Here is a 24,918-nt window from a genome sequence, read left to right as displayed (position 1 = left end):
CATCATGCCAACGAGCATCGACAGCCCTTCTCGGACTCCACAACACGGGGATTCCGCGGCGAGACAGTCGCCCTTGGGGACACCGGCGTCGTCGACGCTCGTCCCACGCGCCTCTTGGTCTCCAACACGTAGTGACGGCCGGGGGCATTCCACGCGGCCGGGAGCGTGTCCTTCCGGCCGGGGGCCTTCGACGCCGTCGGGGACCGGATTCCTGTCCCCCTACGCGCGACATGTCCCCGGCCGGGAGAAAATGCACCCCCACGCGCAGGATGTCCCCGGCCGAAGGAAGAATGCGATGTGGACAGTGCGGAACGGCGCCGCTCGCGACTCGCGAGTGGTCAGATTGGCCTGAGCAGGGCGGCGACGTCGTCGAGCTGTACGGCGATCTCGGTGAAATCCCGGTCCAGGTCGAGGGTGCGCACGTGGAAGCGGTGCCCGGTCTCGGTCCAGGTCTCGCGGATCGGCGGGTCGACGGCGGTCTGGGCGTAGAGCAGCATGCCGGCGACCTCACGCCCGGACTGCCGGGGGTCACTGGCCTCGTGCATGACGTAGCTGTAGATCTGGTTGCGGTTGGCCGGGGACAGGATCGACTTGTCGTAGCGGGAGCCGAGGATGCGCCCGTAGCACTTGGTGTCGATGATGAGGGTCCGCTCCGGCCCGGTGAGGACGATGTCGGTGTGCAGTCCCGGGAGGAAGACCGGGGCGTCCTCGATGCCGCCGCTCACCCAGGGAGCGCCGGCGTGCAGGTGGGGGTGGTGGCGGCGGAAGTAGGCCAGGACGAAGCGCTCGTACAGGGCGCTCAGCTCCTGGGGGTCGAGGAAGTCGGCGAGGCTGACTGCGCCGTCGGCGCCGCTGAGCAGCCGCTCGTCCAGGACGAGTCGGCACACGCCCATGAGCAGCCGGTAGGAGCGGTTACCGCGGTGGAAGCACAGGCTGTCCCAGTGCAGCTGGCGCAGGTCCCCGACGCTCATCACCTCGACGTCGCCCATGACGAGCAGTGTGGACTTCAGACGCTTCCGGCGGGCCGGGGCGACGTCGCCGTGCAGGATCAGGCGCAGGGCGGCGGTCTTGAGGAGCCGGTTCATGAGGGTGTTCTCGGTGCGCTCGTCGTATCCGCAGCGCACCAGGTTCCTGCGACGTGCCCTCAGACGCATCGTGGCGGCCGGGTCGATGCGTCCCCGCACCACCGTCAGGTCCTCGTTGAAGGGCTGATAGTCCCGCTCGAAACCGCGTCGGCGCTGGTTGTCCAGCCCACCGGCCAGGATCGCGGCGAGCATGTCGTGGACATGCTCGAAGTCCTCGGCCGCCAGGCGCCGGTGCTCGCCGGTCTCCAGGGCCTTGAAGGCGTAGGCGAGCATGTAGTAGACGTTCTTGAGCAGGACGGTGCTGGGACCACGCTGGTGCGGTCGGCCGGGAGCCCCGTCTCGCGCCCGGCCGGGCAGGGCGGCCGTCATCCCAGGACGCTCTCCAGCTCGTGGATGCTCTCGTCCATCGCTGAGGGATTGTCGAACCAGTACTCGCGCACCAGCGGCTCCAGCTCGTAGCGCACCACCGAGGTCACGTCCGCATCCGTGCCCGCGGGGTTCTCGGGGCCGGCCGCAGGCAGGCACAGGTAGGAGTGGCCGATCTGGAACCCGGGGCCGAGGGCCTCGTCCTCGGCGATCCGCTGGTTGAGGCGGCGTACGACGTCGACCAGCGCCTCCAGCCTCGAGCTGCCCACGGCCTCGACGTGCCTGAGGAACCCGGGGTGATCGAGGGCCGGCCGCATCTCGAAGAAGGCGAAGCGGCGCCGTAGCGCGTAGTCGATGAGGGCCAATCCCCGGTCGGCGGTGTTCATCATGCCGATGATGTGGAGCCGTTTGGGGACGGACAGCAGCTCCCCGGACACGGGCAGGCGCAGTGCCTCCCCACGGTGCTCGGCCTCGATGAGCATGAGCAGCTCGCCGAAGGCCTTGGAGATGTTGGCTCGGTTGATCTCGTCGATGATGAACACGTAGTCCCGTCCCGGGTCGGCGGCGGCACGCCGGCAGAACCTGGCGAAGACGCCCTCGGCGGCCGCGAACCCGCCCTCGGCCGTGGGGCGCAGCCCGACGACGACGTCCTCATAGGTGGTCGACTGGTGGAACTGCACCACCTCCACCCGCGAGTCATCCGTCTGGCCCATGAGGGCGTAGGCCAGGCGCTTGGCCGCGAAGGTCTTTCCCGTGCCCGGAGCGCCCTGGAGGATGAGGTTCTTCTTGCGTCGCAGCAGCCCGAGCATCTGCTCCAGGTCCTCGGGTCTGAGAAAGACCTCGTCCAGGAAGTCGGCACTGGTGTAGTGCTCGTCCGCCTCGTCGAGATCGTTGTTCCCGCACCGCTCGTCCACGGATGCGGAAGAGTGCGAGTCCTCGATTCCGATCAGTGCGTTGAGCTGATCCGGTGTGTACTTCGTGTTCTCTGTGAGGCGTTGCAGCATCAGTCTGCCGATCCGCTGCTCGAGCGGCCAGGAGCCGACATGCGTCCACTCGACGTCACGCACCGCCCGGAAGGATGACCGGTCCTCGTCATAGCGATAGTCGGAGCGAACCACTCCGCGCCCCACGATCTCATTGAAGCTGCGGCGGACATAGACGATGTCGCCTGGTTTCATGGCATGGATGTAGTCCCACACCGAGTCCGCGGCCTTACGTGGGCGGCCGCCCCAGTCCCCGTAATGGGTGTAGAGCGCGTCCAGGAGTGACTCCTTGTCGGGGAAGGAGGCAAGATCGCCAACCCGGTCCCAGTTGAGTGCCATGATCCCGGCCGTTCGAAACTCATCCCATCTCGCCGCTCCCTCGCCCGGGGTGTAAAGCCAGTGCTGGGGCTCATGCTTCTTGGCTTGATTGGAGTCCCCGACGCCCTGCGCCCGGGCGGAGGCAGTCGACGCGCCTGAGGAGTTCCGGTCCCGGAACAGCGACTCGAGCTGGGCCGGGTTGTAGCTCGTGTTCTCCGTGACTCGTTGCAGGCTCACTGCGCCCACACGCCGGTCGAGCGGCCAAGAACCGACATGCGTCCACTCGATGTCGCGCACGCAGCGGTAGGCGGGCCGGGCGTCGTCGTAACGGAACTCCGAGCGGACGACGCCGCGCCCGATGATCTCAGTCGGACCGCGCCGGGCGTAAACGACGTCGCCGGGACGCATCGTGCGGGTGAAGTCCCGGATCATTCCCGCCGCGCCTGTCGGCCTGCCTCCCCAGTCCCCGTAGCCGGCCTCCAGCGCCTCGATGACGGCTTCCTCATTCGGGTAGCTGGTGGGGTCGCCGATCCGATCCCAGTTGAGCGCCATGATCCCGGCCGTTCGAAACTCATCCCACTTCCCGGCGCCCTCGCCCGGGACGTAGAGCCAGTAGCCGCGCTCCTGCTCCTCGGCCGTCTGAGCATCCTTATCCGACGCCGTCATCGGCTCACTCATGATTCCTCCTCGTCGCCCGTGCCCGCAGCGCTGCGGGCACGTCCAGGGGGAATAGTAGTGCCGGCTCACCCCATCGCTGCCAGCCGGGTACACGCGCCTCCGGGCCTGGACATCCGATGCCGTCGGGGACATTCCACACGGCCGGGTGCGTGTCCCTCCAGACGGGGACGTTTCCGTGCGGCCGGGGGCATTCGACGCCGTCGGGGACCGGATTCCTGTCCCCCAACGCGCAGGCTGTCCCCGACCGTGAGGGAATGCACCCCCACGCGCAGGATGTCCCCCTCGAGACCGGCCGCCCAGGCCTCGTGTCGGTCCAGTGCTGTGCAGTGCCAGGCCAGTGCCAAGCCAGCACCGGGCCTGTGCCGAACAGTGCCAGGTCAGCACCAGCCAGGTCCTTACCCAACACCCCGTCTGATACCAGTCTGGTACCACCTGTTACTGTGGAGGCATGGCGATGACATTGCGCTTGAGCAAAGAGGATGAGCGGCTGCTCGCGCTCCTTGCAGAGGAGGACGGGGTCAGCCGCCAGGAGGCGACGATCCGGGCGATCCACGAGGTGGCCGCGCGCCGCGGGCATGAGCAGCGAGTCGCGGACGCCTCCGCCCGCATCCGCAACCGGTACGCCGAAGTCCTGGAACGCCTCGGCCGATAATCGGGCAGAGATGGTCGAGTACCTGACGCTCGAGGACGCACTGTCTCTCATTGAGGACCTCGCTGTGGGACCGGTCCGGGATCTCGGCCTGCTCGACTCGGCGCTGCACCGACCTGCGACCATGCTCTGGGGACACGACGCTTACGCCACGATCGATGAGAAGGCGGCGGCGCTGCTCGATTCCCTGGTCCGCAATCATCCGCTGGTGGATGGCAACAAGCGCCTAGGGTGGTTGGCCACGCTGGTCTTCCTGGACATCAACGGCCACTGGGTCGAGGCCCCCGACGACCACGCCTACCGACTGGTGATGGACGTCGCCGCTGGGAAGCTCTCACTCAAGGAGATCACTGAGGCCCTGTCTCAATGGCACGGCCGCGGCTCGGAGTAGAGCAGCACGATGGGGCAGGCGTCGGCCTCTCAGCGTGGAGACGCACGGCGACAGCCGGGAACATTCCACGCGGCCGGGGGCGTTTCCGTGCGGCCGGGGGCATTCGACGCCGTCGGGGGCCGGATTCCTGTCCCCCAACGCGCAGGCTGTCCCCGACCGGGAGGGAATGCACCCCCACGCGCAGGATGTCCCCCTCGAGACCGGCCGCACAGGCCTCGTGTCAGTACAGTGCCGACCAGTGCCAGGCCAGCACCGGTCCAGCGCCGATCAGTGCCAGACCGACACCAAGCCAGACCCTGACCCAACGCCCGGCCCAGCACCGGACCAGCGTCCATCCAGCGCTCAGGCCGGCGCCCGCAGCACCACGATGCGCTCGGAGAGTCTGCCCACCAGTGGCAGCCGCGTCAGGGGCGCGAGCAGGGGGTGGTAGCGCGCGATGGTGCGGGTGAAGGGAACGTCGTGGAGCAGCATGTAGCCGGGGGCCACCGTCCGGCGGAACTCGGCGGCACTGGAGCAGCCGTAGGTGTAGCGCGCACCCGCGTCCTCCACTGAGCGCTCCCGACCGTACTTCTGGAACAGGCGGGGCATGACCTCGATGAGGACGGTCGCACCGGGCAGGCGCTCAGCGATGATATCCAGGAGCATGCGCACCTCCTCCTGCTCGAGGTACATGCTCAGTCCCTCGATGACGACGAGCACGTCGCGGCTCACGTCCTCCAGCTGGTCGGGCCAGGAGGGGTCGAGGGCGGAGGCGGCAATGGTGCGGTGACGCTCGCCGCCCTCGAGCAGCCGACGTCGCAGCGCGATGACGTCGGGTAGGTCGAGGTCGTACCAGGTGATGCGCCCGTCGTCGAGGCGCTGGAAGCGGGTGTCGAGCCCGCAGGCGACGTTGACCACCGTGCAGCCGGGGTGGGTGTCCAGGTACCCGGCCACGAGCGGGTCGAGTGTGAGGGTGCGCAGCACGACGCCGTCGGCCATGAGCCGGTCCTGCTTGGCCATGGTGAAGTCGTAGTCGAGCCGGGAGACGAGCTCGACCGCGGCGGGGTCAGTGAAGCGCGGCCGGTCGGAGAGCGTGTGCTCCGCCCTGGCATGGAGGGTCAGCAGCATCGTCTTGCTGACACTGGTCAGGTCTGCTGTCTCGTGTGCGCTCACGCGGTCAATTCTGCGACGCCCGTGGCTCGGGAACCACCGGTGTCAGAAAAACGGACTGCGCCGCCCGTTCCCGCTGCCCGCCGCGCGGCTCAGTCCTCTCAGTCCTCCTCGAGGACCCCGTTCCAGGCCAGGAAGCCGATGGTGCGGCGCATGGCCTCCTCCCAGTTAGCGTCACCGAAGCCGTGGGCGGCGCCGGGGATGGTGACGAGCTCTGCGTCGGGGGTGGCGCTCACGGCAGCCCAGGAGACCTCGATGGGCACGGCACGGTCCTGGTCCCCGTGGACGATGAGGACGGGGCGACGGTAGGTGGCCAGCTCGGCCCCGACCTCCAGGTTCCAGCCGTCGACGGCGTAGGCGCGCCCCAGGCGGGTGCCCGCCCAGTCGAACTCCTCGGGCACGGCCGCCGGCGTACGGAAGGCGGCGCGCAGGTTCTCCCCCAGCTGCAGGGCCGGATACCACAGGGCCAGGGCGGTGATCCGCTGCGCGTGGCGGGCGGCCGCGAGCGCTGCAACCGCTCCGCCCAGGCTCAGCCCGAACAGGGCGACCCGGGAAGCGTCGACCTCCGGCCAGGCGCAGGCGGCAGTGAGAACGGCTTCGAGGTCGGCCAGCTCGGTGAGGGCCGACATCGCGGTGGTCTCGCCCTGGCTGGCGCTGCCGCCGCCCCCGCGGAAGTCAAAGCAGATGGCTACGGCCCCGGCCGCGGCGAAGCGCCGGGCCATGGGGGCGACGCGGGTGTGGGAGCCCTCCATGCCGTGGCAGCAGATGACCAGGGGCGAGGGGGTCGACGACGCCGTGCGCGGGACGTAGGCCAGTCCCCCGAGCCTCTGCCCCTGGACGGTGAGGGTGACCTGCCGTGAGAGGTAGGGCTGCGTCGTCGTCACGTGTTCTCCTTGCTGTGCAGGGCCGGCAACGAGAACCGGCCCGGCGGCCATCGTAGACGGACCGCCGGGCCGGGCGCGGACCTTCTTCTCAGCGGTAGGCCTCTGCGGAGGCGCTCTCGTCGTACCGGGCCACGAGGACGAGCCCGGACAGGGCGTAAGGGCCACCGATGTAGGGCATGACCTGGACCAGGGCGGCGGCCACCTTCTGGCGGGAGGAACCGGCCCGGATCGCCCCGGCCACGTGCGGGCGCAGCTGGGTGGTGGCGCCGATGGCGGCGATGGCCACGAGGCTGATGAGCTCGCGTTGGGCGACGTCGAGGCCGCCGCGGGTGGCGAAGTCGCCGAAGGCGGAGGAGGTCAGCAGGTGGGGCACGAACTCGTCGAAGGGCTCGGGCAGGGCGGAGAAGACCTCCGTGACCTCGTTGCCGTACAGCGGGGCCTGGATGGCGGCGCCGGCCTGCTCGCGGGCACTGGGGTCGGTGGCGTCGACGGTGCCGGCGTTCTCCAGGGGCAGGGAGATGCCGTTGGCCTCGAAGACCCCGTTGGCGATATCGATGGCGTTAAGGGTCTTGGGGAAGCCGATGTAGGGGGCGCACTGGTAGATGGTCTCGCGCAGCTGGAGCGGGCTGGCTCCGATGTTGAGGGCGGCCCCCACGTGGGCCTGCAGCTGCGGGAGGGTCTGCATGGCGGTCAGGGCGGTGATGGTGAGCAGCTCGCGCTCGACATCGGTGAGGACGCCCGTGGAGAAGGCCTCGTCGAAGATCCCGTTCTGGAGGATGTCGAACAGCTCGGGGTCCGTGGGGTGGGGCTGGGGCTCCACCCCGAACAGCCTGGTGAAGGTCTCACGTGCTTGAGGTGTCAGCGCCATGGAGGGGCTCCTTACGATGTACGGTGGCTCCTGCTGAGCATGTCACGTTCAATGCCCCAACGACAGGCCCCAGCAATCCCCCCAGAGCACGGGATCTCAGCCACGCCGGACGAGCACAGAAACCCAGTCCTGCCGAGTATCGAAGATCCGATCCACCCGAATGAAGTGCTCTTCAATGCTGTAAACAGCCAACAGACGACCAGCCACAACATAGCGACTGTCAGTTGGCGTGCCAACAACAACATCCAACCTACTCCCGGCCAACGGGTAGCTACGAGTCCCTTCGACCGCCTCAAGCAGGGCATCCACCTGCTGAAACGCTAAGTCCGGGTCGCCGGAGGTCTCAACCGTGAAATCCCAGGCCTCATCAAGATCAATGAGAGCATCAGCGGAGTAGACGATCTCAGCACTCATGGGCGGAATTCCGCCGTGCGACGAAGTGCGCACGCACGTCTGCAGCACTAACCCACCCTTGCTCCTCACCAGAAATCCGACCCGCCTCGACCTCTCGGAGGAGACGACGACCCGCCTTAATGCGGTCATAGTCCTTCATATCGAGAAGGACGTACCTCCCATGACCATTCTTGGTGAGGAAAACAGGCGAGCCCTCTGCAACATCCTTGAGAACGTCGGTGTAGCTCCTCAGATCTGATACTGGCTTGATCGTCGGCATCACACACCCCCCGCTGCTGAATCCTTCGATTAATTCTACAGCACGAGCATCAGGATGTCGAGATCGTGGCTATCCTCCAGGCCGCGCGGATGACCCGGGCGGCCTGCTTCTCGAGCTCGCCCCGCGTCAGACTCACGCCTCCGTCTTCCGGCGCGATCCGGTCACCCGGCCCGCGGCCTGCGCTCCCCCGTTCCAGGGCCGCCAGGAGGTCCTCCCGATCCGTCTCGCCTCCGGGCATGAAGAGCTCGTTGCCTGCCTTGATGGTGGCGGCCGCGGTGGCACGCGGGTGCTTCATGTCGCTGCGGGTCATGCCGTCGACGACCCAGTCGGTCATGACCAGTCCGTCGAAGCCCCACTCCCGGCGCAGGATCACCTCGAGCAGCTGGGCCGACTCGGAGGTGTGGACGCCGTTGATGAGGTTGTAGGAAGTCATGACGGCGGCGGGGCGGGCCTGGCGCACGCAGATCTCGAAGGCGCGCAGGTAGAGGTCGCGCAGGGCTCGGGGGCTGACCCGACTGTTGGAGTTGAGGCGATTGGTCTCCTGGTTGTTGCAGGCCAGGTGCTTGATGGTGACACCCCGCCCCGGGTGGGTCTGGACCCCGTGGGTGATGGCGGCGGCGATGCGTCCGGCCAGCAGCGGGTCCTCGGAGAGGTACTCGAAGTTGCGTCCGCACAGGACGCTGCGGTGCAGGTTGAAGGCGGGGGCGAGCCAGAGGTGAATGCCGAAGCGCTCCATCTCGGCCCCGACGACGTCGCCGAGTTGCTCGGCCAGCGCAGGGTTCCAGGACTGGGCGAGCGCAGTGCCGATGGGGATGGCGGTGGCGTAGTGCTCACGGATCTCGGCGGGTTCGCGGGGTTCTGGCTCGTCGGCGATGCCGAGGGCCTCACGTCCGGCGTCGTCCATGAGCTCGAGGAAGGTGGCGGGCAGGCTGGAGTCGCCCAGGGAGAAGGGGCCCTCGGCGTCGACGCCGTAGGTGGGAGCCAGGCGCAGGCCGGCGGGCCCGTCGGCCATGATGATGCTGGGCAGGCCGGGGATCCGGGAGATGGTCTGGCCCGCCGCGCCGACGACGGTGGTGGCGGCGGCCCCGACGATGGAGCCGGACTCCTCGCCGCGGCGGTAGTCCCCCAGGACGGTATACATGAGCTCGTTGTCAGAGAGCCCCCGGGCCAGGGTGTGGGCCTCGCTGAAGCCCTCCAGCGCAGACTGCTCGTCGGGCTCGGCGTGGTCCGGCAGACGCAGGTCGGTTGGGTCGACGGTGAGCACCGGCAGGCCGGCCGGAATGTCGAGGACCGCCGGCGCCTCGGGCTTCCAGTCGGTGAAGCCGGGCTCCCCCAGGTCACCGGTCAGGTGTCGCACGGTTGCGTCCTGGGCGAGCTCGACGACGGCGACGGGACTCAGCTGCCGGCTGGAGGTTCCCGCCCGCAGCAGGTAGCGCCCGGCCTCCAGGACCGTGGCACGGGCGGCCTCGTCGTAGGAGGCCAGGTCGGTCAGGTCGACGTCGACGGTGATCCGTGCCGTGGCGCCGGGGGTGATCTCGTCGGTCTTCGTGAAGCCGGCCAGCGCCTGGAGGGGCTGGTCGAGGCGTCCGGCCGGCACGCCGGCGTAGACCTGGATGGTCTCCTTGCCCGGGTATCCGCCGGTGTTGGTGACGTCGACGTCGATGCTGACGCGAGCGCCGTCGAGGCTCACCTGGCGGATCTGGACGTCGAAGGTCGTGTAGCCCAGGCCGAATCCGAAGGGGAAGAGCGGCTCCTTGCCGACCGAGTCGTAGAAGCGGTAGCCGACGTAGATGCCCTCGCGGTAGTGGGTGTCGTCCGGGTCGCCGAAGTCGCCGATCTGGTCGCCCTCGTCCCAGGCGGCCCAGGTGGTGGCAAGTTTTCCGGAGGGGTAGGCCCTTCCCAGGAGGACGTCGGCGAAGGCGTCGCCGACGGTCGCGCCGAGCTGGGAGAGCAGGAGAATGTTGGCAACGTCGTCGAGAGGGCTGAGGTCGACGACGCCGCCCACGTTGAGCACGAGGAGGAACCGCTTGAAGCGCCCGTTGAGGTCGAGAATGTCGCGGATCTCGGTGTCGGTGAGCCTGAGGTCTCCGGCCTCGGGGCTGCGGTCACTGCCTTCCCCGGAGGTTCGGGACAGGATGTAGACGGCTGCGTGCGGGTCGGTGCCGGCCTGGATATCGAGGGGGATCGTGTACTCCGGCTCGGGCATGACCGAGCCCATGCCGACCATGATGGCGGGGACGCCGCGCTCGGCGGCCTCGGCCCTGATACCGGCGATGAAGTCCTGGTGGGCCTGGAGACGGATACGGTCGTAGGCCTCCATCCAGGGCCGGGTGACGATGGTGAAGCCGGCCGTCTCCAGGCCCTCCTCGATGGTGGTGACGTGGCGGGAGTTGACGTCTCCGCTGCCGGTTCCGCCCTTGATGGTGTGTCGCGCACCGGAGCCGAACAGGGCGATCTCGCCCGGCTCAGTCAGGGGGAAGGCACCGTTGGAGCGCAGCAGCACCATGCACTCGGGGGCGAGAGCGCGGACGGCGGCGAGGTGGTCGATCTCGTAGGTTTCCATATCGCAGTCTCCTGTTGTCATGCCGACGGCTCAACCACGTGGCGGCCTCCGCACTGAGTGAACGAGCTGGACTCACCCCATCATCGCGGCGTTCTGATGCCTACGATAACGGAGCAGACACCGGATCCGGAGATGTTGTCGGCGAGCACTCGGGGCTCTGCGGAGTGGAGGAAATCATGAAGGCACCCAGGAGACTCAGCGGGAGCAGGATCGCCGTCGGCGCGGCCAGTGTGGGCCTGACGGTGGGGGCCTTCAGCCTTTACTCCCGCAAGCGATATGGCCGCTCGGCCGCGGCGAGCCTGGCGGAGTACGGCGTCCGGCCGGTCAAGGCACTGGCGGCCCGCATTCCGATGACCGAGCGGATCGCGCGTCTGGCCGACCGCCCCGAGCCTGCCCGCACCGTCACCTTCCCGGCCTGGGGTCGCTTCTTCTACGACCTGGAGCGGAGCGAGGACTCCGGCATGCCGGTCTATCACGTCCGCCAGCGGACGCCGTCGAGCGCGGTCATCGTCTACCTGCACGGCGGCGGCTACATCGCGACGGCGGTCTCGGCGCACGCCTGGCTGGTCGATCATCTGGCCCGTAGGACGGGGGCCGACGTCGTCATGCCGCTCTACCCGCTGACGCCCCACCACACCTGGCAGGAGGCGCACCGGCTGGTGCTGGAGCTCTATCGGCGAACGGTGGCGCAGAACCCGGGGAAGCGGATCGTCCTCATGGGAGACAGTGCTGGCGGGGGCCTGGCGGCGGTCATCGCCCTGTCCCTGGCCGAGGCCGGCGACACCCAGCCCGATGAGCTCGCACTCATCTCGCCCTGGGTCGACATCACCAACACCAACCCGGATATCGCCGAGTACGTCGACGCCGACCCGCTCATGGCTCCCGAGCCCCTCGCCGAGATCGGCCGTTCCTGGGCGGGCAGCACCCCGCCGACCGACTGGCACCTCTCCCCCATCTACGGTGACCTGTCGGGCTTGAAGAAGGTGACGACCTTCGTGGGGACCCGGGAGATCCTCCTGCCGGACAATGCGCTCTTCCACGCCAAGCTCCTGGAGGCCGGGGTGGACTCGACGCTGCACCTCGGCGAGAACCTCAACCACGTCCACCCGATGTTCCCCACCCCGGAGGGGCGCCGGGCGCGCCGAGACCTCGTCCGCATCGTCACCGGCGAGCTCGCCTGACCAGCCGGCACTCTTTAGCCGGCACTGCGAGGCAGAAGCACATCATGCGTCAGCTGACGGTCTGTCTCCTCCGACTGCCATACCTCGGAGAGCTTGGCACGGCTACGAGTCCAGAAAATGGTCGGGCTGTACTTCCCCTCGGGTGAGCTCTGCCACCCGTACTTCAGCTCGGAGTCATCCAGAGGATGGTAGGCGGGAGCCTGGTAGCTGCGCGCCTTCGTCACCTGCTCATCGGTGAGCGGGATGGCGACGTAAGCACCCTCGGTTGTCTGCCCGCAGCGGGCCGGATCAGTGACCCCATAGACAGCAACCTGAATGCCCTGCTCATACTCTGTCACCGATACCGACGTGACAGCGCACACCGCCTTTGTCATCCGGACAATAATCGCAGACCCCTCCCCCAGTGCCGATTCTCCACCACTGGCCGTGGTCGCTTGGGCAGGATCGAGCGTCCCCAAGGCGACCTTGGAGTCGACGACGCTTGCCGTGGCGAAGGCACTCGGATGGTCTCCGGGCAGCCACGAGTAATAGAAGGCGTCGATGCCGATGCTGACCGAGGAGTCCGATTTCTGCTCACCGGCCACACCCTCGAGAACCGGCTTGAAAAGGACAACCGGATCACCAGATCCCACGGCAGTCATCGAAGATGACGGGAAAGGATCAACCGGATACGGAGTCACGGTCGTCTCGGCATATCCATCACTATCCTCACCGTCACTCGACGAATAAATGTTTGGGTACACATGAGGAGTGGCATCATCCGTTGCGCGATCACTCGCATTCCTGTGCGACGCCGACATGACGAAGAATACGCCCCCCACCATCATCAGAAGAGCGACAATGGCAGCAAGCCGTTGAAAAGCGAAGGCACCATCGGACGGCTCATTGGCCTCAGGGTCACGGAACTGCCAGGCTGACGTCGCTTCCCACATACCGCGAGGGTCTATGGCACCCCATAGAAGCATGGGAACGAGAAACATGAAGAAGATGATTAAAGCAAGCGCTCCCACAGATTCCTACTTTCGTAGATTGCGACCACACCGACCGCTCGTATTGATACTACCACCATCAACCGCGCTCAAACAGAGTCATCGAAGGTGTCTGAAGTCGTCGGACGCGGTGTGCACCCGAGTGGCGGGCACCGCTCTCAGCTGGAGCAGATCCATCTGCGCATGATTTCACAAACACTCACTTGGCCACGATTGATTGTTCATACCATTCACACCCGAAGATCGGAATGACTGCCGGTTTCCACCAGGAGCAACACGAGCTCCGCCTCTCGAACCTCATAGATCAGCACCCAGTCGGGCCGGATGTGGCAGTCCCTCAAACCTGCTCGGTCCGCCGTGAGCGCATGGTCGCGGTAGCGAGCGGGCAACGCCTCTTGACGCTGAAGCATGTCGACGACGGCAAAGAACTCATCCAGGTCGAGACCGCGCTTCTTAGCCCGCTTGAGGTCCTTCTTGCACTTGTTCGAGATGACGATCTGGAGCATCACAGGCCCAGGTCGTTGCGCAGGTCAGCTACGGTCCGGTAACGCTTGGCCGTTCCTGCGGCGATCGCCGCATCGGCCTCCTCGTAAGCCCGTCGTGCCTCGGCAGTCATGCCATAGGGACGTGAGGTGTCGAAAGGGAAACCCTTGAAGTCATTGAACGCACGGACGAACATGCGTACAGCATTGGACGGAGTCGTTCCCATCTGGCGAGCAAGCTCAACGAACAGACGCTTGTCCTCGGCATCGATCTTGACGTTGAGATTCTCCATAGCGGTCGACATCGCTTCCTCCTCGTCTCCCATCGAGGGTAACACGATGTGTCACGCTGGGGTACGGCTGCGCCAGGATCACCCGGCCTGCGCGGAGCGGTAGTACATGACCGCGACCTGGGTGCGGTTGCGCAGGCCGAGCTTGGCCAGAATCGCGCTGATGTGGTTGCGCACCGTGCCCTCACTCATGAACAGCCGCGCCGCGGCCTCGGCGTTGTCCAGTCCCTCGGCCACGGCCTCGACGACCTCGTACTCGCGGTCGGTCAGGGCCGCGAAAGCCGTGCTCCGCAGGTTCTTGTCGGACAGTCCCGGGCCCTCCTCGGCCGGCTCCCGCCCTCCGGTACGCCCGCCGAGCCCCATGGTGGTGCTGCGCTCGAGCACCTCTCCCTCCAGGACGCACACCCCGGCCATGACGGAGCGCAGCGCCGGGGCGACCTGAGCGACGTCCTGCTTGATGAGGTAGCCACGCGCCCCCATCTTGAGGGCCCGCACGATGTACTCGTCGTCGGAGAAGGTGGTCAGGAAGACGATGCGCGCCCCGGCGTCCTCGGCCAGGATCCGCTCGGCCGCACTGAGCCCGTCCCCGCCGGGCATCTGGATGTCCATGAGGAGGATGTCGGGGGTCAGCTCCCGGTATCGCTCGGTGGCCTCGGGTCCCGAGCAGCCCAGGCCGACGACCTCGACGTCGTCCTCGACCGACAGGATCGTGGACAGGGACTGGGCGACGAGCGCGTCGTCGTCGACGATGAGGACCCTCATGATGTTCCTTCTTTCCCTTGTCCGTCCTTGGGGATCGTGGCGAAGACCGTGAACCGTGGCCGCGGGGTGATGCGCACCCGGCCGCCCAGGGCCTCGACCCGCTCCGTCATGGAGCGCAGGCCCAGGCCCGAGCCGCCGCGGCCGTATACGGCCGGCTCGCCCTCGGCGGGGACGATGCCGTCATTGTCAACCGTCACCTGCCAGAAAGCAGGATAGTCGGTGACGGCCACGCGGGCCGAGCGGGCCCCACCGTGGCGGGCGGCGTTGGTCAGGGCCTCGCGCACCACGGCGACAACGCAGCGCGCCACCGTCGCAGGCGGCTCGACCTCGGTGGAGCAGTCCACGCTCACCGAGTCGATGCCGCAGCGCGAGCCCAGCAGGTTGAGGGAGGTGGCCAGCTCCTCGCCGTCGTCGGACAGGGCGTGGACGGAGCGGCGCATGGAGTCGAGGGCCTCATCGAGGCCACCGTCCAGGGTAGTGAGGTCGGCGACGACGCCGGGCTCCTCGCGGTGGACGACCTGGAGGGCCTTGACCTGCAGTAGGAGGCGAGTGAGGAGATGGCCAACGCCGTCGTGGATCTCGCGGGCGATGCGGGTGCGTTCGGCCAGGGCGGCGGCGCGCAGCTCGTAGTCCTGGGCCTGGAGCAGCTGGGCGTTCGTGTCCTGCAGGGTGAGGACCTTCTCGCGCAGGTCGTCGCGCACCACGTGCAGGCTCCTTCGCGCCGCCTCCTCCTGGACGGTACGCAGCGCCAGGAGGGCCGCGAGAGCGCAGACCGCCAGAGCGAGGGCCAGCACGGGCATGTCCCGAACCCGCGTGACCATGACGGCCACGAAGGGGATGCAGACGGCCACGGCCGCCATTCGCGCGCGCCGGGTCCCGAGCGCACCGAGGCGGGCCAGGACGTAGACGACCAGCGGAACCCCAGCCACGGAGTCCGCCGAGAGGGCTCCCACAAGGAGATAGGCGGCCGGCACAGCAAACCCCCACCGTCGCTGGTCGGCGCTCATGCTCAGGCCGGCGACGGTCACGGCCACGATCAACCAGATCACGGCCGCCGTCTTCACCTGCCCCACGAGCAGGACCAGCAGGAGGCAACCGCACAGCAGCACGCCTTTGTCGGCCAGAACCTTCACCCCTCGATTATCGGTCGGTGGCCGGCGCTCGTGGGCCCGGCATGCCGTTAGGGAACTCGTTCCGGCATCTCATGACAGAAGTCATGGGGGCCGGCCGCAGTCATGACAACAGGCACTTCTGAGCGCCACCGCGCCCCGCGACCATGGATGCCATGAGCCGGGGACCACCGGCGGAACAAAGGAAGGAGCCGAGATGGACGGCGAGGATGAGAACCACGAGGCGGGCCTGGCGGTGGAGGTCGACTCCCTGGTCAAGCGCTATGGGGAGCTGGTCGCGGTTGATGGCCTGTCACTGATGATCCCGCGCGGCCAGGTCCTGGGGCTGCTCGGCCCCAACGGCTCGGGCAAGACGACGACGATCAGCTGCATCCTTCAGCTGCTCACCTACGACAAGGGCTCGATCCGCGTCTTCGGTGAGCCGATGACGCCCACCTCCTACGGTCTCAAGCGTCGCATCGGCGTGGTGCCTCAGGATGTCGCCGTCTTCGATGAGCTCACGGTGGCGGAGAACGTCAACGCCTTCTGCGCCCTCTACGTGCGCGATCGCGCCGAGAGGCGCCGCCTGGTGGCCGAGGCGATCGCCTTCGTCGGTCTGGAGAAGTTCGTGAAGTTCAAGCCCAAGAAGCTCTCCGGCGGCCTGCTGCGCCGCCTCAACATCGCCTGCGGCATCGCCCACGGCCCCGACCTCATCTTCCTCGATGAGCCCACGGTCGCCGTCGACCCGCAGAGCCGGGGCGCCATCCTCGATGGCATCAAGCGCCTCAACGAGCGCGGCGCCACGGTCGTCTACACGAGCCACTACATGGAGGAGGTGGAGCAGCTGTGCGACCGGATCGTCATCATGGACCGCGGCCGACAGGTGGCCTCCGGCACCTCCGACGAGCTCAAGGCCATGATCGGCACCGGTGAACGCATCCGGGTGGAGGTCATCGACCCCGCCCCGCTGGGCGAGGAGGCCCTGGAGGGCCTGCGCCGCCTGGAGCATGTGCGCACGGCCGCCTACCTGGACGGTGAGGTGCTCATCGAGTGCTCCCCCGGGGCTCACAACCTCACCGATGTCATGAGGGCGCTGGATGCCGCGGGGGCGACCTGCGGCCGGGTGACCTCCGAGCCCCCGACCCTCAACGACGTCTTCCTGGAGATCACCGGGCGGGCCCTGCGAGACGAGGCGGCCTGAGATGTTGACCGTCTTCCTGTATCAAGTACTCAGGCTCCTGCGAGACCGGGTCCTGCTCGTGTGGACGCTCGGCTTCCCCGTCGTCCTGTCCCTCATCTTCATGGCCATGTTCTCCAACCTGGACAAGGTCTACGAGGCCACCCCCATGAGCTTTGGCGTCGTCCAGGACGAGGCCTACCGGACCGCTCCGGGGCTGGACGCCGTCGTGGAGCGCATCTCCGCCGACGACGCCGATCATCACCTCATCACGAAGGTCACCCACTCCACGGTCGCGCAGGCCGAGGCCGCCGCGAAGCGGGGAGAGACCAACGGGTATCTCGCCGTCGAGGACAGCGATCCTGTGCTGCACGTGACTCAGCAGGGCAACGAGGCCGAGACGACTCGGGTGCTGCGAGTGGTCATGGACTCCTACACCCAGAGGCGGGCCGAGTACGTGGCCCTGGCCAAGGCGGGGGCCCCTCCTGAGAAGCTGGCCGCGCTGAAGACCGATCAGGCCTTCACCCGCTCGATCTCGGTGACGCCCTCCCCAGTCAAGCCGCAGACCCACTACTACTTCGCGCTGCTGGCCTTCGCCTGCGGCATGGGGACGACCGTGGCAATGGTGGCCGTGAAGGGAATCATGGCCGTCTCACCGGTGGGCGCCAGGCAGACCCTGGCGGGTCTGGCCCGCTGGAAGGTCCTGACGGCCACGCTCGCGGCCTCCTGGGTGTGCGTGTTCGTCTGCCTGCTCGTCGCTTTCGCCTTCATGGCCTTGGTCGTGGGCGTGGACTTCGGGCCCCATGTGCTGCTGTGCCTCGTGGCGATCGGGGTGTGCAGCCTCATGGCGAGCGCGGTGGGCGCCGCCCTGGGGACGCTGGCCCGCCTGGAGATCGGGATGATCTCGGGCTTCACGTCCCTGCTGTCCTTGTTGACCGGCCTGTACGGGCCCGCATCCCAGTCCCTGGCCAGCTCCATCGAGCAGCACGCACCGCTGCTGGCGCAGGCCAATCCCCTGTGGCAGACGGCCCGCTGCTTCTACGGGCTCCTGTACTACGACTCTCTGGCGCCCTTCGCCCGCAGCTGCGCAGTCCTGCTGGGCATGACGTGCCTGTTCCTGACCATCGCCCTGATCCGCGCCAGGAGGATGACCCATGAGCACCTTTAAGACATGTGTGAGAGTTGTGGCCGCTCACCGGCTGTACATCCTCATCTACCTGGTGGTGCTGAGCCTGTTCGGTCTGTTCACCGGGATGGCCAAGTCCGAGGACAGCTCCGATGAGGTCACGGTCGCCACGGCGAGTGTGGCCGTCATCGACCGCGACGGCTCCACGATCTCCCGCGGGGTCAAGGGCTATGTCGAGTCCGTCGGCGAGGCTCAGTCGCTTGAGGACTCCAGGCGGGCCCTCCAGGACGCCACCGCGCAGAACCGCATCAGCTACATCCTCATCATTCCTGCCGGCTACGGGCAGAGGCTGCAGCAGGCGGCTCGCGAGGGCACCGAGCCGCCCCGCATGGACACGGTCATCGGGTACGAGTCGGCGTCCGGCGCGCTTATGAATGTGCGCACCGACTCCTACGTGGGGCAGGTCAGCGACTACCTGTCGACCACCACGGACGACCCGGTCCGGGCCGTGGCACTTGCCAAGGAGACGATGAACCACTCCGCCCCCGCGAAACGGATCACCCCGGACGCCACGCCTCTGTCCCACAGCTTCGTCACCTACGCCAGGTTCTCCTTCTACCCGCTCATGGCCTTCGCGGTCGTCACGATCTCCACGCTGATGGCGGCGCTGGGGCGCCGGGCGGTGCGCGCACGCCTTGAGGCCACCCCGGTCAGTGGCACTTCCCGCAGCCTCGGGCTGCTGGGCGCGTGCCTCGTGGTGGGGCTCGCCGGGTGGCTGTGGGTCTTCGGGCTGGGAGTGGCGGCCTTCGGCCTGGGCAGCGTGGCGACGTCGGCTCCGCTTCTGGGGGTGGTCGCTGCGGCTGTGGGCAGCTATACGCTCGTGGCGGTCTCGATCGGATTCCTCATGGGGCAGATCGGTCTGGGCCAGCAAGCGGCCAACGCGGTCGCCAACATCGGAGGCATGGCCCTGTCCTTCCTGGGTGGGGCGTGGGTACCCATCGAGGGGTTGCCCGACTCGCTCGCCCGGGCGGCGAGGCTCACGCCCGGCTACTGGGCGGACCGAGCGATCTCCGGGGCGTACGAGGCGACCTCCATGTCCGCCGCCGTCATTGGGCCCCTGCTCGTGGACTGCGGCATCTGCGCCCTGTTCGCCGTCGCGGTCTTCTCCGTCGCCGTGGCCGTGGGGCGCGCCCGGGACCGGTCGGCCCTGTAGGGCACTGGCGCGCGGAGCACCCGCCAACACGACGTTGGGGCCGGCCACCACCTGGTGACCGGCCCCAACGTCACGTTGCACGGTGCCTCACTGAATCGGGAACGTACTTCCTGCACGAGGACTGACTTATCCTCCAGACCACTGCGGGGGAACCCCAGTGATCTGGGGGATACGTACGTCCTCGGCGGGAATCGCAGTCCTCGACGGGCACGCCCGGGCTCAGCCAAGGAGCCCGTTCTGCACGTTGGTCGACGACGGCGTACGGCAATTGCCCTAGAGCTTCCCCAACAACTGACGCTTGGCCTCGAGAAACTCATCATCGTCGAGGAAACCTTCACTGTGCAGCTGAGCCAGGTCGCGCAGACTCGCGGTCACATCCACAGTAGACACGGGAGAGGCACTCACCCTCTGAGGCGGCTCGACCTGTCCGGAGGGGAGAGCAGGAACGGTCGGCACCACAGGTCCACGCCCTAGGGCGGCCAGCACCGAGTTGCCCACTCTCTCCAAAACCTCACCAACATCCTCGTGACTTGTTTTAACTATTGGAATTCCCCCGGTCGACAGCGTCGTTCGATTAGTTAGCGTATGAATCCGACGGTCGGTAGCTATAGTCAGAACCGACTTCCCCGAAAGCGCCTTCTTTGCAATATACCCAACACCAGCAACAGCAACCCCGGGAACCGAGGCCTTGAACCCGCCCTTCACAACGGCAGAAACAGCCTTTACCGCCACACTGCCAGCAACATCATGAGTCGGATTGGATGACGGCTTAGATCCACTGCCGCGCGAAAAACTGATCGATAGCAGTTTTTCGTAGGGTCGCGACGGCAGTCGCAACCCCAGACTTTGAGGTTGCCACACCGAAGCACGTGAGCCGGTTATCGACATCACCCTGTCCTGCTGCCTCTCCACCTCCGCAACCAAGGCCTCACCAATACGGACATAACCGTTCTCATATATCTCAATAGATGAACCTCCGAACACACCACTAGTCACCAACGGACCCGCCCGGCGATCAAGCTCCTCCTGCTTGCGGCGAGCCTCCTGTTCGAGCTCTTCACGCTCTTGACGCCTCCGCTTACTTGCCGCCCTCTGCTCCTGGGCAGCATTTTTGACCGCTCGCCCCAGCGCATTAAACATTCCTGAGCTCGTTGCAGGCTGCCCGACCGAACCAGCCACCTGCCCATAACCCGCCGCACCAGGGTCCCCCCGGGACGGAGGAGACATCCTGCGCATAGACACCCCATGCGCCGCCATCCCACCATCGTTGCTGGCCCGTTCCATCGTCATACCAACCTGCTGGGGCAGACACCGCCACACCTCCATTGACGTGTTTTATGGGCGTGATCGTAGCACTGTCAACACCCCTCGGGAGAGGCGGGATTCAATAATCATCCACCCCTTCAATTAACCTCTACTTTGGGCTCTTTCGAAGCACGGAAGTCGCATACCTTATTGACCTTACAGTGATTTCGCAAAGCCTCTTCCGACCACCGAGAGGAGCACTCCACCACCCCCACAGGTCACGCAATCGCCACCCCAAATCCAAGCCTTCCCGGATCGGGGACGTACTTCCTGCACAAGGACTGACTTCTCCTCCAGACCACTGCGAGGGAACCCCAGTGATCTGGAGGATACGTACGTCCTCGACGACAATCGCAGTCCTCGGTAGTCAGGCCCCCCACTACCCCACCTGGCAGCCGACCCCGCCCCGACACAGGCAGGCACGCCGGATCGCGCTCACCACGAGCACAACGGGGCCCCGCCAGCGCATTGCACCGGCGGGGCCTAGCAGGCGGCGGGCTATCGTTCCGACTCGCCCATCACTCCCACTCGATGGTGCCCGGGGGCTTGCTCGTGCAGTCGAGCACCACCCGGTTGACCTCCGGGACGGAGTTGGTGATCCGGCTGGAGATGCGTGCCAGGACGTCGTAAGGCAGGCGGGTCCAGTCCGCGGTCATAGCGTCCTCACTGCTGACCGGCCGCAGAACAATGGGGTGGCCGTAGGTGCGCCCGTCGCCCTGCACCCCCACGGAGCGCACGTCGGCCAGCAGCACCACCGGGCACTGCCAGATCTCGTTGTCGAGCCCGGCGGCGGTGAGCTCCTCGCGGGCGATGGCGTCGGCGGCCCGCAGCACGCGCAGGTTCTCGGCCGTCACCTCGCCGATGACGCGAATACCCAGCCCCGGCCCGGGGAAGGGCTGGCGGGCGACGATCTTCTCCGGCACACCCAGCTCGCGGCCGATGGCGCGCACCTCATCCTTGAACAGCTCGCGCAACGGCTCGATGAGCTCGAAGTCGAGGTCCTCAGGCAGGCCACCCACGTTGTGGTGGCTCTTGATGTTGGCGGCGCCCTCTCCCCCGCCGGACTCGACGACGTCGGGATACAGGGTCCCCTGGACCAGGAAGCGGATCTCACCGCCCTCAGCGCCCACAGCCTCGATGACCCGGCGCTGGGCAGCCTCGAAGGAGCGGATGAACTCCCGGCCGATGATCTTGCGCTTGGCCTCCGGCTCGGTGACGCCGGCCAGGGCGCTCAGGAAGCGCTCGGTCTCGTCGACCGTGATGACGCGGATGCCCATCCCCTCGGCGTAGTCGTGCTCGACCTGCTCGCGCTCGCCGGCGCGCAGCAGGCCGTGGTCGACGAAGATGCAGGTGAGCTGGTCGCCGATGGCGCGGTGGACGAGGGCAGCGGCCACGGAGGAGTCCACTCCCCCGCTCAGGCCGCAGATGACGTGGGCGTCGCCTACCTGCTCGCGGATGCGGGCCACCTGCTCGTCAATGATGTTGTCCGGCGTCCAGGTGGCCGGCAGTCCCGCCTCCTTGTGCAGGAAGTTGACCAGGGCGGCCTGCCCGTGCTCGGAATGGAGGACCTCGGGGTGCCACTGCAGCCCGTAGAGGCGACGACCCGGGTTCTCGAAGGCGGCCACCGGCGTCTGGGAGGTGGAGGCGGTGACCGTGAAGCCCTCGGGGGCGGCTTGGACCGCGTCACCGTGACTCATCCACACCACCTGGTCGTCCGGGGTGCCGTCGAACAGGCACGAGCCCTCCTCCACGCGGGCGGGGGTGTGCCCGTACTCCCGGGTGCCGGTGCGTCCGACCGTTCCGCCCAGGGCCTGGGCCATGGCCTGGAATCCGTAGCAGATGCCCAGGACCGGCACTCCAGCATCGAAAAGGGCCGGGTCAACGGAGGGGGCGCCGTCGGCGTAGACCGAGGAGGGGCCGCCGGAGAGGATGATGGCCGATGGCTGCTTGTCCAGCATGACGGCGGCATCCATGGAGTGGGGCACGATCTCGGAGTAGACACCGGCCTCGCGCACGCGGCGGGCGATGAGCTGGGCGTACTGGGCGCCGAAGTCCACCACGAGGACAGGGCCGACGGCGCTGGAAGAAGTCTGGCTGGTCGTCACCGGAACAGAATAGCCGGGGCGGCAACCGGCCGCCTTCCGCCCTGCCGGCCGGCGACGACGCCGCCACCTCTCAGCATTGCCCACCACCACAGAATGGCTAGACCAGTGGTTGACGTCGTACTCCTGCCACACACGTCACGTCTCCGTATCAAAACCACCGAGACGCCGGCCCCCTCAATGTTCCTCTGAGACCAGGATTCCCCTCGATGACGCCACGCTCGGGCACTCCCCTCCAAGAGCGATCGCCCCATCTCCCTACGACGTCCTGTGATCCACGAACTACCGACGCAACACACGTCACGATCCTTTGTCTAGACAATCGGATGGAGCGTTCCTAGAGTTCTACGTGACGGAGAAACCTCCGTCCGGCCCACGGGCTGCACACAGTCGTGCAGGGACGCACGACTCATGGTCAGGCGGACCTGCTCGACACACACCGAGAGGAACACTCACATGACCGCCACCATCACCGAGCGCCCCACCCAGACCGTCGAGACCACCGCTGCCACCACCGCCACCCAGGCGACCACCGACACGCAGACCGACGCCAACCGCCTCACCTTCGCCGTCGCCATGATCGCCGTCATGTTCGCCGTCATGGCCATGGCCGTCGTCGGCGCCTTCACCGGCATCCCGACCCTCATGTTCGCCTCCTCCGTCCTGGCCGCGATCACCATGGGCGTAGGCATCTACACCGGCATCAACCTCCTCGAGGCCCGCTGAGCGTAGACGACTCCAACGAGCTCACTGGAGCTCCACCGGATCCGGACCACGCACCACAAGCAACGCAGGACCCGGACCCAGCCCGACAAGGGCGCAGAACAACGAGGCTGCGCGGCCAAGGAAGCCCGCGCAGCCATGGCAACCCGAGGGGCACCGCACACGCGGCGCCCCTCTTCTCATGCCCCCCTCCCCGCAACGCAGACGGAACCAGCTCTCGTGCCGACTCCGCTCACTACTGGTGCATCCCTCCCCGCAAAGCGGACACCACCCTCCCCGAGCGACGCAGGAGCGGCCAAGATGTCCAAATCGGATACAAAGGCGGAATCCGAGCCCACATCACCGATAAGAAACCGCATGATTCCGCGGTTTCATCAGCGGCCTGATCGAGCCGCCGGCTCCTTTGTATCCGATTTGGACACCAAGCATCCTCTTCCTCGGTTTCGGATCAGGCATCGCGCCTCCCGCTCAAGCCGGCAGGCCCCGAGCGGGAGGCACGAGGATGAGAGCGCGCGGTCAAGCCCCGACGAACGAGGGTTGACCGCCTGGGATCACAGCGACATGTCGACGACGGCGCGTCCCTGAATCTCCCGGTTGCGCAGCGCGGTGTAGCCGGCACCGGCCTCCTCCAGCGGCAGGCGGCGCGAGACGACATCGCGGTAGTTGATGACGCCCTTGTCGGCCAGGTCGACGACAGCCGGCAGGTCCTGGCGGGTGCGCGCCCCGTAGGAGCCGAGGATCGACTGCGAGCGGCGCACGGTGCGGTTGATCTCCACCCCGGCGGTCTGCACGCCGGCCCCCAGGCCGATCGGCACCATGCGGCCACCATCGGACAGGACATCCAGAGCGGTGGTCCAGGTGGCGGGGATGCCCAGGGCCTCGAAGGAGACGTCAACTCCCTTACCGCCGGTAAGCCGGAAGACCTCCTCGCGGGCGTCCTGGGTGACGGAGTTGACCACCGCCGTGGCCCCGTAGTCGAGCATGGGGGCCAGCTTCTCATCATCAACGTCAATGGCGATGACCTGGCTGGCGCCGAAGGCCCGGGCGATCTGGACGATGTTGGTGCCCACGCCGCCGGTGGCGACCACGGCGACGGTCTCCCCGTAGCGTAGGTCGGCGCCGCGGCGCACGGCCCCGTAGCCGGTCATGGCCGCGCAGCCCAGGATGGCCGCCGGCACCATGTCGATGGTGTCCGGCACGGGGGCCACCGCGGTGGAGGGGACGACCGCGTACTCGGCCAGGCCGCCCATGGAGTACATGGCCACCGGCTCGCCGTCGGGGGTCGCCAGGCGGGTGGTGCCGTCGTAGAGGACGCCCTTGAGGCGGTTGAGGTCGAAGAAGGGGCCGCACAGCTCGTCGCGCCCCGAGGCGCAGGCGTCGCACTGGCCGCAGGGCATGAGGAAGCCGCCGGCCACCTTCTGCCCGACCGTCAAGCCGGTGTGCTCGTTGCCGGGACCGAGCTCCACGATGGTGCCGGAGACCTCGTGGCCGAGCACCGCCGGCAGCGGGAAGGCGATGGCGCCGCCGATGACGTGGAGGTCGGAGTGGCACAATCCGCAGGCGGCCACCTTAATGAGGACCTCGCCGGCCTTGGGCCGGGGCGTGCGCAGGGTCTCGATCTGCAGGCCAACCTCGTGGTCCCGCAGGACCGCGGCCTTCATGGTTTCAGGAATGGCCTCGGGGATGGACACGGTGGTCTGTGAGGCCTGGACTGCCTCGTTGCTCGTCATGCTCAGGTGCCTCTCTGTCAGGTGTCGACGACGTCGGGCCGCCGAGTGGCTCCTTGCGGCCACGCCCCCACCATACGATATTTGTCCTGACAAATCATAGGTCCGAAGTCGGATGCTCGGGG

Annotated in this window: 24 protein-coding genes; 7 read left to right on the top strand and 17 right to left on the bottom strand. The window is 67.3% G+C overall.

All coding sequences use genetic code 11. The features are described from left to right. Positions 1–338: 338 nt before the first annotated feature. Positions 339–1,454, bottom strand: coding sequence for a restriction endonuclease (locus HMPREF9058_RS02205; protein ID WP_009747548.1), 1,116 nt, complete (start codon positions 1,452–1,454; stop codon positions 339–341). Then, positions 1,451–3,430 carry an AAA family ATPase gene (locus HMPREF9058_RS02200; RefSeq protein WP_009406226.1) on the bottom strand — a complete coding sequence of 660 codons (1,980 nt, stop codon included), beginning with the start codon at positions 3,428–3,430 and terminating at the stop codon, positions 1,451–1,453. The genes HMPREF9058_RS02205 and HMPREF9058_RS02200 overlap by 4 nt, the downstream gene beginning before the upstream one ends. A 448-nt stretch (positions 3,431–3,878) precedes the next feature. Between HMPREF9058_RS02200 and HMPREF9058_RS02195 the strand changes: the two genes are divergently transcribed. Continuing rightward, positions 3,879–4,082, top strand: coding sequence for a hypothetical protein (locus HMPREF9058_RS02195; protein WP_009394702.1), 204 nt, complete (start codon positions 3,879–3,881; stop codon positions 4,080–4,082). A 10-nt stretch (positions 4,083–4,092) separates the two neighbouring features. Then, a complete protein-coding gene (locus HMPREF9058_RS02190; RefSeq protein WP_009406041.1) occupies positions 4,093–4,470 on the top strand; it encodes a type II toxin-antitoxin system death-on-curing family toxin in 378 nt (125 codons plus the stop codon). 342 nt (positions 4,471–4,812) lie between these two features. On the opposite strand, the gene HMPREF9058_RS02185 is transcribed toward HMPREF9058_RS02190, so the two are convergent. The 6 genes from HMPREF9058_RS02185 to HMPREF9058_RS02165 all read right to left on the bottom strand — a co-directional run bounded on the left by HMPREF9058_RS02185 (position 4,813) and on the right by HMPREF9058_RS02165 (position 10,607). After that, positions 4,813–5,622 carry a class I SAM-dependent methyltransferase gene (locus HMPREF9058_RS02185; protein ID WP_009747414.1) on the bottom strand — a complete coding sequence of 270 codons (810 nt, stop codon included), beginning with the start codon at positions 5,620–5,622 and terminating at the stop codon, positions 4,813–4,815. A gap of 98 nt (positions 5,623–5,720) precedes the next feature. Then, positions 5,721–6,503, bottom strand: a complete 783-nt coding sequence (locus HMPREF9058_RS02180; protein WP_009405911.1) for a S9 family peptidase — start codon at positions 6,501–6,503, stop codon at positions 5,721–5,723. An 88-nt stretch (positions 6,504–6,591) separates the two neighbouring features. Continuing rightward, entirely contained in the window at positions 6,592–7,371 is a 780-nt protein-coding gene (locus HMPREF9058_RS02175) for a carboxymuconolactone decarboxylase family protein (RefSeq protein ID WP_009747320.1), read from the bottom strand. Positions 7,372–7,467: 96 nt separating this feature from the next. Further along, complete coding sequence (locus tag HMPREF9058_RS02170; RefSeq protein WP_009405770.1) at positions 7,468–7,785, bottom strand: type II toxin-antitoxin system RelE/ParE family toxin; 318 nt, start codon at positions 7,783–7,785, stop codon at positions 7,468–7,470. Further along, positions 7,775–8,044 (bottom strand): type II toxin-antitoxin system prevent-host-death family antitoxin, encoded by a 270-nt coding sequence (locus tag HMPREF9058_RS12925; RefSeq protein ID WP_009406092.1) that lies wholly within the window; start codon positions 8,042–8,044, stop codon positions 7,775–7,777. The genes HMPREF9058_RS02170 and HMPREF9058_RS12925 overlap by 11 nt, the downstream gene beginning before the upstream one ends. Before the next feature lie 49 nt (positions 8,045–8,093). Further along, positions 8,094–10,607 (bottom strand): glycoside hydrolase family 3 N-terminal domain-containing protein, encoded by a 2,514-nt coding sequence (locus HMPREF9058_RS02165; RefSeq protein WP_009747403.1) that lies wholly within the window; start codon positions 10,605–10,607, stop codon positions 8,094–8,096. A 176-nt stretch (positions 10,608–10,783) separates the two neighbouring features. Between HMPREF9058_RS02165 and HMPREF9058_RS02160 the strand changes: the two genes are divergently transcribed. Next, a complete protein-coding gene (locus HMPREF9058_RS02160) occupies positions 10,784–11,788 on the top strand; it encodes an alpha/beta hydrolase (RefSeq protein ID WP_009406254.1) in 1,005 nt (334 codons plus the stop codon). Between the two features lie 14 nt (positions 11,789–11,802). Here the strand turns inward: HMPREF9058_RS02160 and HMPREF9058_RS13735 are convergent, their stop codons facing one another. From HMPREF9058_RS13735 to HMPREF9058_RS02135, 5 genes are all read right to left on the bottom strand, one after another. Beyond that, on the bottom strand, positions 11,803–12,768 hold the full coding sequence (locus HMPREF9058_RS13735; RefSeq protein WP_254654035.1) for a hypothetical protein: 966 nt from the start codon (positions 12,766–12,768) through the stop codon (positions 11,803–11,805). A 239-nt stretch (positions 12,769–13,007) separates the two neighbouring features. Next, positions 13,008–13,283, bottom strand: coding sequence for a type II toxin-antitoxin system YafQ family toxin (locus tag HMPREF9058_RS02150; protein WP_043537741.1), 276 nt, complete (start codon positions 13,281–13,283; stop codon positions 13,008–13,010). Continuing rightward, positions 13,283–13,564 (bottom strand): type II toxin-antitoxin system RelB/DinJ family antitoxin, encoded by a 282-nt coding sequence (locus tag HMPREF9058_RS02145; RefSeq protein ID WP_009406362.1) that lies wholly within the window; start codon positions 13,562–13,564, stop codon positions 13,283–13,285. Before HMPREF9058_RS02145 ends, HMPREF9058_RS02150 begins: the two co-directional genes overlap by 1 nt. 66 nt (positions 13,565–13,630) lie before the next feature. Further along, positions 13,631–14,311, bottom strand: a complete 681-nt coding sequence (locus tag HMPREF9058_RS02140) for a response regulator transcription factor (RefSeq protein ID WP_009405843.1) — start codon at positions 14,309–14,311, stop codon at positions 13,631–13,633. Next, entirely contained in the window at positions 14,308–15,444 is a 1,137-nt protein-coding gene (locus tag HMPREF9058_RS02135; protein WP_009747465.1) for a sensor histidine kinase, read from the bottom strand. The genes HMPREF9058_RS02140 and HMPREF9058_RS02135 overlap by 4 nt, the downstream gene beginning before the upstream one ends. Before the next feature lie 193 nt (positions 15,445–15,637). Here HMPREF9058_RS02135 and HMPREF9058_RS02130 point away from each other — a divergent pair, with 193 nt between their 5' ends. From HMPREF9058_RS02130 to HMPREF9058_RS02120, 3 genes are read left to right on the top strand one after another with little or no spacing between them, the layout of a single operon-like run. Next, complete coding sequence (locus HMPREF9058_RS02130) at positions 15,638–16,621, top strand: ABC transporter ATP-binding protein (protein WP_009747276.1); 984 nt, start codon at positions 15,638–15,640, stop codon at positions 16,619–16,621. A gap of 1 nt (position 16,622) precedes the next feature. Then, complete coding sequence (locus HMPREF9058_RS02125; RefSeq protein ID WP_009406221.1) at positions 16,623–17,765, top strand: ABC transporter permease; 1,143 nt, start codon at positions 16,623–16,625, stop codon at positions 17,763–17,765. Continuing rightward, positions 17,752–18,936 carry an ABC transporter permease gene (locus HMPREF9058_RS02120; RefSeq protein WP_254654034.1) on the top strand — a complete coding sequence of 395 codons (1,185 nt, stop codon included), beginning with the start codon at positions 17,752–17,754 and terminating at the stop codon, positions 18,934–18,936. Before HMPREF9058_RS02125 ends, HMPREF9058_RS02120 begins: the two co-directional genes overlap by 14 nt. 273 nt (positions 18,937–19,209) lie before the next feature. On the opposite strand, the gene HMPREF9058_RS12920 is transcribed toward HMPREF9058_RS02120, so the two are convergent. The 3 genes from HMPREF9058_RS12920 to guaA all read right to left on the bottom strand — a co-directional run bounded on the left by HMPREF9058_RS12920 (position 19,210) and on the right by guaA (position 22,346). Then, entirely contained in the window at positions 19,210–20,076 is an 867-nt protein-coding gene (locus HMPREF9058_RS12920; RefSeq protein WP_009406054.1) for an SHOCT domain-containing protein, read from the bottom strand. Continuing rightward, complete coding sequence (locus HMPREF9058_RS13730) at positions 20,069–20,248, bottom strand: DUF2510 domain-containing protein (protein ID WP_254654033.1); 180 nt, start codon at positions 20,246–20,248, stop codon at positions 20,069–20,071. The genes HMPREF9058_RS12920 and HMPREF9058_RS13730 overlap by 8 nt, the downstream gene beginning before the upstream one ends. 511 nt (positions 20,249–20,759) lie before the next feature. Beyond that, positions 20,760–22,346 (bottom strand): glutamine-hydrolyzing GMP synthase, encoded by a 1,587-nt coding sequence (gene guaA / locus HMPREF9058_RS02115; RefSeq protein ID WP_043537580.1) that lies wholly within the window; start codon positions 22,344–22,346, stop codon positions 20,760–20,762. Positions 22,347–22,799: 453 nt separating this feature from the next. Here guaA and HMPREF9058_RS02110 point away from each other — a divergent pair, with 453 nt between their 5' ends. Continuing rightward, positions 22,800–23,069, top strand: coding sequence for a hypothetical protein (locus HMPREF9058_RS02110; RefSeq protein WP_009747408.1), 270 nt, complete (start codon positions 22,800–22,802; stop codon positions 23,067–23,069). A gap of 548 nt (positions 23,070–23,617) precedes the next feature. On the opposite strand, the gene HMPREF9058_RS02105 is transcribed toward HMPREF9058_RS02110, so the two are convergent. Continuing rightward, the gene (locus HMPREF9058_RS02105; protein ID WP_050797983.1) at positions 23,618–24,796 is read right to left on the bottom strand and encodes a zinc-binding dehydrogenase; all 1,179 of its coding nucleotides are present in this window, start codon (positions 24,794–24,796) and stop codon (positions 23,618–23,620) included. Between the last annotated feature and the right edge of the window lie 122 nt (positions 24,797–24,918).

It is taken from the genome of Actinomyces sp. oral taxon 175 str. F0384 (assembly GCF_000223355.1).
Classification (GTDB): Bacteria; Actinomycetota; Actinomycetes; order Actinomycetales; family Actinomycetaceae; genus Actinomyces; species Actinomyces oris.
This window is presented reverse-complemented; position numbering and strand designations above follow the sequence as displayed.

Excerpts from the sequence above, each read along its gene's own strand:
- HMPREF9058_RS02165 (WP_009747403.1), bottom strand. The coding sequence starts at position 10,607 with ATGGAAACCTACGAGATCGACCACCTCGCCGCCGTCCGCGCTCTCGCC.
- HMPREF9058_RS02145 (WP_009406362.1), bottom strand. The coding sequence starts at position 13,564 with ATGTCGACCGCTATGGAGAATCTCAACGTCAAGATCGATGCCGAGGAC.
- HMPREF9058_RS13735 (WP_254654035.1), bottom strand. The coding sequence starts at position 12,768 with ATGTTTCTCGTTCCCATGCTTCTATGGGGTGCCATAGACCCTCGCGGT.
- HMPREF9058_RS02105 (WP_050797983.1), bottom strand. The coding sequence starts at position 24,796 with ATGACGAGCAACGAGGCAGTCCAGGCCTCACAGACCACCGTGTCCATC.
- HMPREF9058_RS02125 (WP_009406221.1), top strand. The coding sequence starts at position 16,623 with ATGTTGACCGTCTTCCTGTATCAAGTACTCAGGCTCCTGCGAGACCGG.
- HMPREF9058_RS02140 (WP_009405843.1), bottom strand. The coding sequence starts at position 14,311 with ATGAGGGTCCTCATCGTCGACGACGACGCGCTCGTCGCCCAGTCCCTG.
- HMPREF9058_RS02130 (WP_009747276.1), top strand. The coding sequence starts at position 15,638 with ATGGACGGCGAGGATGAGAACCACGAGGCGGGCCTGGCGGTGGAGGTC.
- HMPREF9058_RS02170 (WP_009405770.1), bottom strand. The coding sequence starts at position 7,785 with ATGAGTGCTGAGATCGTCTACTCCGCTGATGCTCTCATTGATCTTGAT.
- HMPREF9058_RS02175 (WP_009747320.1), bottom strand. The coding sequence starts at position 7,371 with ATGGCGCTGACACCTCAAGCACGTGAGACCTTCACCAGGCTGTTCGGG.
- HMPREF9058_RS02195 (WP_009394702.1), top strand. The coding sequence starts at position 3,879 with ATGGCGATGACATTGCGCTTGAGCAAAGAGGATGAGCGGCTGCTCGCG.
- HMPREF9058_RS02200 (WP_009406226.1), bottom strand. The coding sequence starts at position 3,430 with ATGAGTGAGCCGATGACGGCGTCGGATAAGGATGCTCAGACGGCCGAG.
- HMPREF9058_RS12920 (WP_009406054.1), bottom strand. The coding sequence starts at position 20,076 with ATGTTTAATGCGCTGGGGCGAGCGGTCAAAAATGCTGCCCAGGAGCAG.
- HMPREF9058_RS12925 (WP_009406092.1), bottom strand. The coding sequence starts at position 8,044 with ATGCCGACGATCAAGCCAGTATCAGATCTGAGGAGCTACACCGACGTT.
- HMPREF9058_RS02160 (WP_009406254.1), top strand. The coding sequence starts at position 10,784 with ATGAAGGCACCCAGGAGACTCAGCGGGAGCAGGATCGCCGTCGGCGCG.
- HMPREF9058_RS02205 (WP_009747548.1), bottom strand. The coding sequence starts at position 1,454 with ATGACGGCCGCCCTGCCCGGCCGGGCGCGAGACGGGGCTCCCGGCCGA.
- HMPREF9058_RS02190 (WP_009406041.1), top strand. The coding sequence starts at position 4,093 with ATGGTCGAGTACCTGACGCTCGAGGACGCACTGTCTCTCATTGAGGAC.
- HMPREF9058_RS02120 (WP_254654034.1), top strand. The coding sequence starts at position 17,752 with ATGAGCACCTTTAAGACATGTGTGAGAGTTGTGGCCGCTCACCGGCTG.
- HMPREF9058_RS02150 (WP_043537741.1), bottom strand. The coding sequence starts at position 13,283 with ATGCTCCAGATCGTCATCTCGAACAAGTGCAAGAAGGACCTCAAGCGG.
- HMPREF9058_RS02110 (WP_009747408.1), top strand. The coding sequence starts at position 22,800 with ATGACCGCCACCATCACCGAGCGCCCCACCCAGACCGTCGAGACCACC.